We start from the raw sequence: 7,680 nt of genomic DNA, 5'->3' as shown, positions 1-7,680 counted from the left end.
TGTGGCACCCACGCCAAGCGCATGAAAGCAGGCTGGGATGACCGATATCTGCTTAAGGTATTGGCTCAAGTAAAGGCTTCTAGCACTTCACCCAAATTGTAAAGAAACGTATGCGTTCGCCCTGCCCCATTCTCCCATTCAATTGCTTGGCTACAACGACTGTGCTGAGGTGTTTCGGGCAAACGGTGTGGATGAGATTCTGTGTATCTCGGTCAATGATCCGTTTTCCTTGGCAACTTGGGCTCAAGCAGAAGGCGCTGATCAGGTGCGCTTTATTCCCGATGTAAAGGGTGACTTTACCCGCCAGATGGGGATGCTGGTAAACCTTGCCGATAAGGGCATGGGGCAACGCTCCTGGCGCTATTCCATGCTAGTGAAAGATGGGATGATTGAAAAAATGTTTGTCGAACCAGATGGCTTTGAGACCATGCCCGTGGTGTCTAATGCCGAGACCATGCTGAACTACATTAACCCAGAAGCCGAGAAACCTGAGCAGACGGCGGTGGTAATGCAAATGTGGCGGGCGATCCTCTCTGCCTAGGACAACTGGTGGCCCAGAGAAGAATAGATCAGGTTGTGGTTTGGTCACAGTTCCTGAAATCATTACAATTCTTATTTATTAGGAATTAGTTTAATAATTGATCTATTTCTAAATTAGAATTATTCTCAGATAGGAGCAAGTCAGTATTAATTGACCTGCTTAAACTTGTGTTAAGCCCATGACCGTTACCTGTGGGGTCATGACAGCATCTCAAGGTACAGGATTCATCCAACCACACGAAAGAGGACCTATTATGAGCAGTCAAAGTGGATGCCCGTTTTCAGGGGGAGTTCAGACCTTCACCGCTACCACTGGCACCTCGAATCGAGACTGGTGGCCCAACCAGTTAAACCTGAAAATCCTTCACCAGCATTCTCCCCAGTCCAATCCCATGGGGAAGGCATTCAACTACGCTGAAGCGTTCAATAGCCTCGACTTAGATGCTGTGAAGCGGGACATCTTTGACCTGATGGGCAATTCTCAGGATTGGTGGCCCGCCGACTATGGTCACTATGGCCCGCTGTTCATTCGCATGGCCTGGCACAGTGCTGGTACTTACCGCATCGGGGACGGTCGTGGTGGTGCAGGCACCGGTAACCAGCGATTTGCGCCGATCAACAGTTGGCCCGACAACGCCAACCTGGACAAAGCCCGCATGCTGCTGTGGCCGATCAAACAAAAGTATGGTGAGAAGATCTCTTGGGCCGACCTGATGATCTTGGCCGGTAACTGCGCTCTGGAATCTATGGGCTTCAAAACGTTTGGTTTTGCGGGGGGGCGCGAAGATATTTGGGAGCCGGAAGAAGACATTTACTGGGGAGCTGAGGCGGAATGGCTGGGCGACAAACGCTACACCGGTGACCGGGAGCTGGAAGATCCCCTGGGTGCGGTGCAAATGGGCTTGATTTATGTGAATCCGCAAGGGCCGAACGGCAATCCTGACCCAGTCGCCTCGGGGCGAGACATTCGCGAGACCTTTGGGCGGATGGCGATGGACGATGAGGAGACCGTGGCCCTCGTGGCCGGTGGACACACCTTTGGTAAATGCCATGGTGCTGGTGATGAGGCGCTGGTGGGTCGTGAACCTGAAGGGGCCAGCATTGAGGAGCAAGGCCTGGGCTGGAAGAACAGCTTTGGTACTGGCAAAGGGGCCCACACGATTACCAGTGGCATTGAAGGGGCCTGGACCACTAATCCGGTGCAATGGGACAACAACTACTTCGAAAACTTGTTCAACTATGAGTGGGAATTAGTGAAAAGTCCTGCTGGGGCGCATCAGTGGTCACCGGCAGGGGGTGCGGGTGCAGATACGGTGCCCGATGCCCACGATCCATCGAAGCGCTATGCTCCCATAATGACCACGGCGGACATGGCCATGAGAATGGACCCGATCTATGGGCCGATTGCCCGCCGCTTTTTCGAGAACCCAGATCACTTCTCGGATGCCTTTGCTCGGGCCTGGTTCAAGCTGACCCACCGGGATATGGGTCCCCGTGTGCGCTATCTTGGCAAAGACGTTCCGGTGGAAGAACTGATCTGGCAAGATCCTGTTCCCGCCGCCACCCATGAATTGATTAACGAGCAGGACATCGCTGCCCTCAAGGGCAAAATTCTCGCGGCGGGGCTGTCTGTCTCCCAACTGGTCTCTACTGCTTGGGCTTCGGCCTCGACATTCCGGGGTTCTGACAAGCGTGGCGGAGCCAACGGAGCCCGCATTCGTCTCGCACCCCAGAAGGATTGGGAGGTGAACAATCCGGCTCAACTGGCCACCGTATTACAAACCCTGGAGACAATCCAGGCGGAGTTCAATGGTGCCCAGTCTGGCGGGAAGCAGGTTTCCCTGGCGGATGTGATTGTGCTGGGGGGATGTGCTGGTGTTGAACAAGCGGCGAGGAATGCTGGCCATGATGTGACCGTGCCCTTTCAGCCTGGACGGACGGATGCCTCCCAGGCGCAAACGGATGTGGCTTCTTTTGCTGTCCTTGAACCCAGGGCAGATGGATTCCGCAACTACCTTAAGGGTAAACATATACTCTCGGCAGAAGAGTTGTTGGTGGATCGGGCCCAGTTGTTGACCCTGACCGCACCGGAGATGACGGTTCTTGTCGGTGGCCTGCGCGTTTTGAATGCCAATGTCGGTCAGGCCCAGCACGGTGTCTTCACCCAGCGGCCCGAGGCGTTGACTAATGACTTCTTTGTGAACTTGCTTGACATGGGAACAACTTGGAAGGCGACCTCTAACGCAGATGATGTGTTTGAGGGATGCGATCGCAACACCGGCGCAATCAAGTGGACGGGCACTCGGGTTGATCTGATCTTTGGGTCTAACTCTCAGCTGCGAGCCTTGGCAGAAGTCTATGGCTGTGGGGACTCTCAGCCGAGATTTGTGCATGACTTTGTAGCCGCGTGGAACAAGGTGATGAACCTGGATCGTTTTGACTTGGCCTAGTCTTACCGCCTAGTCTTACCGGGTCAAGGTCCGGAAGGAAATCCTGCGCACCGGGTGAAAGCCCAGGTTGGGCAGGGTTTCCTTTTGCTTTAGGCCTCTGTGTGTAAAGGCTGTGGCGTGGGAGCGGCGGCAACGACATCCGGTTGAGTGCCGTTTGCAGGTTCGTTGGCTGATATTGCTTTGGGGGATGGTGAACCCGGCAAAAACCGATCTTCGGTTTGACTGATCATATCTTTTACCAGTCGCTCACTAAAGCCAGCGACAAAGGCAATTGCGATAAAGCCATACCACTTTTTCAGGGTGTCATCGCTATCATCCCCCACTTGTAGGGGCAACAGTTGAGAACTGAGCAACACATATAACAACACCCCAAAGGCTGCCCCCACAAAGGGCCGAATCAGCCCAATGTAAATGGGTAATACCGTATCTGTGTAGTCCTCATTGCGATATTCTCGAATCCGAGTCAAGGTGCTGGTGATCCCTCCCAACGCCCCGGCCAGGGCTACACTGGCCAAGATGGCGAGATTCTCATTCACCTGTGCTGTTGTTAAGGCCTCACAGTTTGGGATGGGGGGGCCGGCACTAGTACATTCTTTGCTCACCAACGGTGTGACGACATAGTCCGCGATTATGGCTGGGTAATTAACCACCCGAGAAGACATGCCCAGCAGTAAGGTAATGGGAATACTCAGGGTCAGGCCAGCCAATACTTTTACCGGTGTGCTGGATTCATACAAGACGTACTTGAAGGCGTTGATCATGCGACCCACCACCGGGTTCTCATATTCTCGCACGGCAAACTCTGCATCCCGTCGCAGTCGGCGGGCAAAGTGAAGTTCGTAGGGGACCTCCAGCAGAACTGCGATCGCAGATTCCAAACCAATAATAACCGATTCCAGCTGAGCCACCTGAGAGTGATGCTTCCGATGCTGTGCCCGAATCAAACAGCGCTTAATCCGCTGTAAAAGCACAATCGACGTGGACAACTCATGTTGCACACTATCCTCGATCACACAAGTATTCGTAGACGCCCCCAGCTTCTGATAGACCCGCTGAAGCAACGCGTCAATCTTGTCTATCGACGGCAGCAGAGGACTTGGATCAGACATAAAACCGCCTTGACACTGGGTCAATAAATCAGCTATATGTCATCATTTTATGGATTTATCAGGCCATTGGCAGGCCCCGCCAGGGTACTCTCCAGAAAAAAGACCCTGGGCTGCTGACCATAAGGGGACTAACTCAAAGCGGGATGTTTTCCCAAGGATAGTATTCAGAAGTGAGGAGTCAGGGCCTCACTGGCTTCTGGCTCCTGATTCCCCACCTAGCCAGGATTTTTCGGCTTAAGTTGATACCCGACAACAACAGTGCTGCCATGGTTTGTATTAGGCTGCTTGGGTATAATCTACCGTCCGTTCCGCCGGAGCTTCACGCCGGACGACCGATACCAGCAGCACTTCCCGTCCTTCTTGTTCTATGGTCTGCACATAGCGCAGTTGTTCTTGGATGGCCTCGTTTTCTGAAGTAAAGGGGCCGAAGTAGTATCCACGACTGGGTGATGCTGCTAATATCTCTAGCCACCAAGACTTCCCTGCTAGGCTAAATAGCTGATTGATAAGGTTTTCCATAATCTGATGGGTTAGTGTCGTAAAGGAAGATGCTACGTCCCAAAAGAACGCATGAATATCTTTATACTTCGCCGTTCTTTAGTTGCCTGTTTGCATTGATACATAAAATGATAAAGTATTGACTTTTTTTGATATGTCAATCCGTTAGGTTACGAAAGGTTGTGATTTGTATCGCAATCTGATGCATATATGCATTGACCTGCATCGCCCATACTGCTCTCTGTAGTTGCTATGGATTGCCTGAAGGCATTCAACCCTATGGCTATGGAGGTCTGCCGCCATGGCAGTAACGTTATTTAGTTGGGATAGGCCGTCATTTTGCGCTGTTCGCAAACCTAGACCCAAAGATCATTTTGAGCGGTTTTAGGATCGACAACATCCCCGGTATTGACTACCCCCTGGGGTTCAACCAGTAGCATATGACATTCTTCTCGGGCCCAGGTTTTATGTTCCACCCCTTTAGGGACCACATACATTTCACCGGCGGATAGCTCAACTGCGCCATCTCTAAACTGAATGGTCATTTGCCCATCCAGCACAATAAAAACCTCGTCGGTATCTGGGTGATCATGCCAGACAAAGTCACCCTGTACCTTGACCAATTTGAATTGATAATCGTTCATTTCAGCAATCACCTTGGGTGACCAATGATCGCTAAATTGGGTTAGTTTTTCCCGAAAATTGAGGGGACTGTAGTTCACGTTGCCTGTCTCCACCGATGTTAGCGATAGGGTGCGTCCCGGTTTTTCCCATACTATAGCTTTATACCCATCGCCCATACCATGAATCCCTCCATCCGCAAGCGGATAGAGGGATTTGAAAAAATATTATGCTGGAGTCAGCGGAAAATTGACTAGCCCAGGGCTGCCTCAATGGCCGCCTTTAGTTCGGGGGCATCGGGGGCTGTTTTAGGGTCAAAGCGAGCAACCACTTCACCGTCACGGCCCACTACAAATTTGCCAAAGTTCCAGCTAATGTCGTCGCCTTCGCCGATCAAAAACTGGTACAGGGGGCTGCGGCTAGGGCCATTGACATCCTGCTTTTCGAGCAGGGTAAAGTCCACGTCGTACTTGCTCTTAGTAAAGTCCTTGATTTCGTCGGCGGTGCCAGGCTCTTGCGCACCGAACTGGTTGCAGGGCACACCCACAACGACTAGACCGCGCTCACCATAGGCCGTGTCTAGGGCTACTAAGCCGCTATATTGAGGGGTCAAACCGCAGGCACTGGCTACGTTGACAAATAGTACAACCTTATTTGCGATCGCATCTGGGGACAAAGGTGTGCCATCCAGGGTCGCTAGATTAGTGGGTACAGGCATAATGCATTAACGTTTTTGGACAACGTATTCTATTATCAACCATCCTCGGTATAAGGAGTAGCCGTTGCCATCATCGGTTACCGTTTCAACCAATTCAACCCAAACGGTAACGCCGTCAGGTTACCGTTTTAACCAATTCAACCCAAACGGTAAGGCCTTCTCCCCATCCGTTCCACCCACTGTCACAAACTCCGCCGGGTTCTGATCATAGCGATTACGCACCGGAATCGCGGGGCCTTGACCATCCCCCACCAAAGCCGCCGTTTCCTCCAGTGCCATCCGCAGTCGTTTTCCCGCATAAATCGACATATCCCGAGGCACATTTACCCGGTCTCGCAGATAGCGCAATCCACTGTCACTCCCCTGGGGAGGCTCACAGGCTTCACCCGTCATGAGAGTTGTCAAAGCACAGCGTAGGGCCTGATCAAACACCTGATCTGCTGTTGGGTTCACCCGAATAATGTTGTTGCGATGCTTCAAAACTCGGTGCAGGGCTTCCACCCGAGAAGTCTCCGGCTCGGCATAGCCCACATCCGGCAACCCCAGCCAAGGCCCCTGATCCACCCGTTGTTGATTTTCCCTAGCCTGGGGTTCACCATTCTCCCAGCAGCCCCCCATTTGCGGCGGCAGGTCATGCACATGGGTATGAAAATCACTCTGGGTGCCCCGATAGGTGGAACGAGTTTCCATAGCATCAAACCAGGCGGCAAAACCAGGATTCTCTTCTCGCATGGAGTAGCCCTTGTAGTAAAACAGACTGGCATTCATCCGCTCCACGTAGGGGGTAAATACCAGGTCCACAACGCTAAATCTCTCTAGAAAGTAAGGTCCTGGAGTGGCGGCTAGGACCTCTTCCACCTGGGCCACCACGGTGACAAACTGCTCGCGGTTAAACTGCTCTTGGCGGGCCGAACGTACTGGCTGACACAGCCAGCTACACCAGGCCCGAAACAATAGCCGTTCCAACTGCCTTAGGGGCATTGCCTGGGATGTCTGCATCCCCACCACCAGCGGACCAAAGGCCCCCTCTAGGGCAATCAAAATATCATCGCTTTCCGTCATTAACTGCCCGTCTAGCTCTAGGGCAGGCAACATCCCCGAGGGCACCTTTTTTTTAAACCAAGCTTCCTTCTCGCCATAGCAAAACATCGTCACCTTTTCAATCCGGTACGGGATTTGCTTTTCCTCTAGCCACAGCCATACCTTTTGGCAGTAGGGACACCAGCCATGGTTATCACGGAATAGGGTGACCCGCACGTCGGCTTCAGTTTGACCAAATAGCCGCAGCCGGGCCTGGGCATTGGTGGGACCATTGACCGGGTCTGTTTGGAGGGTGTCTAGGGCTTCTAACTCAGACCAGGTCAGGGGACGAACGGAGGAGGCAGGGGTCATAATTCGGGCAGGTGGACTGGCTACATTTGCTTTCAGTACTAGCTTAAACGCAATTCCTGCGATATCCGAGCATTGTCTTATCCTTGGGCATCAACTTAATCCGAGAAATCCTGGCTAGGTGGGGAATCAGGGGCCAGAAGCCAGCGAGGCCCTGACTCCTGACTCCTGAATACTATCCTGGAGAAAACGTCCCGCTTTGAGTTGGTACCCCTATCCTTGAGTTTTTAGGTAAGCATTCAGGGGGTCTGAGTTGTGAGAGTTTCAATCAGCAGAGTACCTGCTAGAGTAAGCGGATGAAAGACAAGGCTCTCCCATCGATTCCCGAGGTCAGTAAAGCGGATTGGGAAAAGAC

The 7,680-nt window shown here is 52.5% G+C and carries 7 protein-coding genes; 2 read left to right on the top strand and 5 right to left on the bottom strand.

Going from position 1 to position 7,680, the window contains the following annotated elements:
• Positions 1 to 142 precede the first annotated feature (142 nt).
• Together VB741_RS14225 and katG are read left to right on the top strand one after the other, a co-directional pair.
• Entirely contained in the window at positions 143 to 541 is a 399-nt protein-coding gene (locus VB741_RS14225; protein WP_323365846.1) for a redoxin family protein, read from the top strand.
• Positions 542 to 794: 253 nt separating this feature from the next.
• A complete protein-coding gene (gene katG / locus VB741_RS14220) occupies positions 795 to 2,990 on the top strand; it encodes a catalase/peroxidase HPI (protein ID WP_323365845.1) in 2,196 nt (731 codons plus the stop codon).
• An 89-nt stretch (positions 2,991 to 3,079) separates the two neighbouring features.
• On the opposite strand, the gene VB741_RS14215 is transcribed toward katG, so the two are convergent.
• From VB741_RS14215 to VB741_RS14195, 5 genes are all read right to left on the bottom strand, one after another.
• Positions 3,080 to 4,099 (bottom strand): hypothetical protein, encoded by a 1,020-nt coding sequence (locus VB741_RS14215; RefSeq protein ID WP_323365844.1) that lies wholly within the window; start codon positions 4,097 to 4,099, stop codon positions 3,080 to 3,082.
• Between the two features lie 276 nt (positions 4,100 to 4,375).
• The gene (locus VB741_RS14210) at positions 4,376 to 4,618 is read right to left on the bottom strand and encodes a DUF1816 domain-containing protein (RefSeq protein ID WP_323365843.1); all 243 of its coding nucleotides are present in this window, start codon (positions 4,616 to 4,618) and stop codon (positions 4,376 to 4,378) included.
• Positions 4,619 to 4,953: 335 nt separating this feature from the next.
• A complete protein-coding gene (locus VB741_RS14205; RefSeq protein ID WP_442786364.1) occupies positions 4,954 to 5,319 on the bottom strand; it encodes a cupin domain-containing protein in 366 nt (121 codons plus the stop codon).
• Between the two features lie 152 nt (positions 5,320 to 5,471).
• Complete coding sequence (locus VB741_RS14200; protein WP_323365841.1) at positions 5,472 to 5,936, bottom strand: glutathione peroxidase; 465 nt, start codon at positions 5,934 to 5,936, stop codon at positions 5,472 to 5,474.
• A 120-nt stretch (positions 5,937 to 6,056) separates the two neighbouring features.
• Positions 6,057 to 7,328: a glutathione S-transferase family protein gene (locus tag VB741_RS14195; RefSeq protein WP_323365840.1), complete on the bottom strand. Its 1,272-nt coding sequence runs from the start codon at positions 7,326 to 7,328 to the stop codon at positions 6,057 to 6,059.
• Positions 7,329 to 7,680 lie beyond the last annotated feature (352 nt).

The sequence above is a fragment of the Leptothoe sp. PORK10 BA2 genome, from assembly GCF_034932105.1.
Classification (GTDB): domain Bacteria; phylum Cyanobacteriota; class Cyanobacteriia; order Phormidesmidales; family Phormidesmidaceae; genus Leptothoe.
This window is presented reverse-complemented; position numbering and strand designations above follow the sequence as displayed.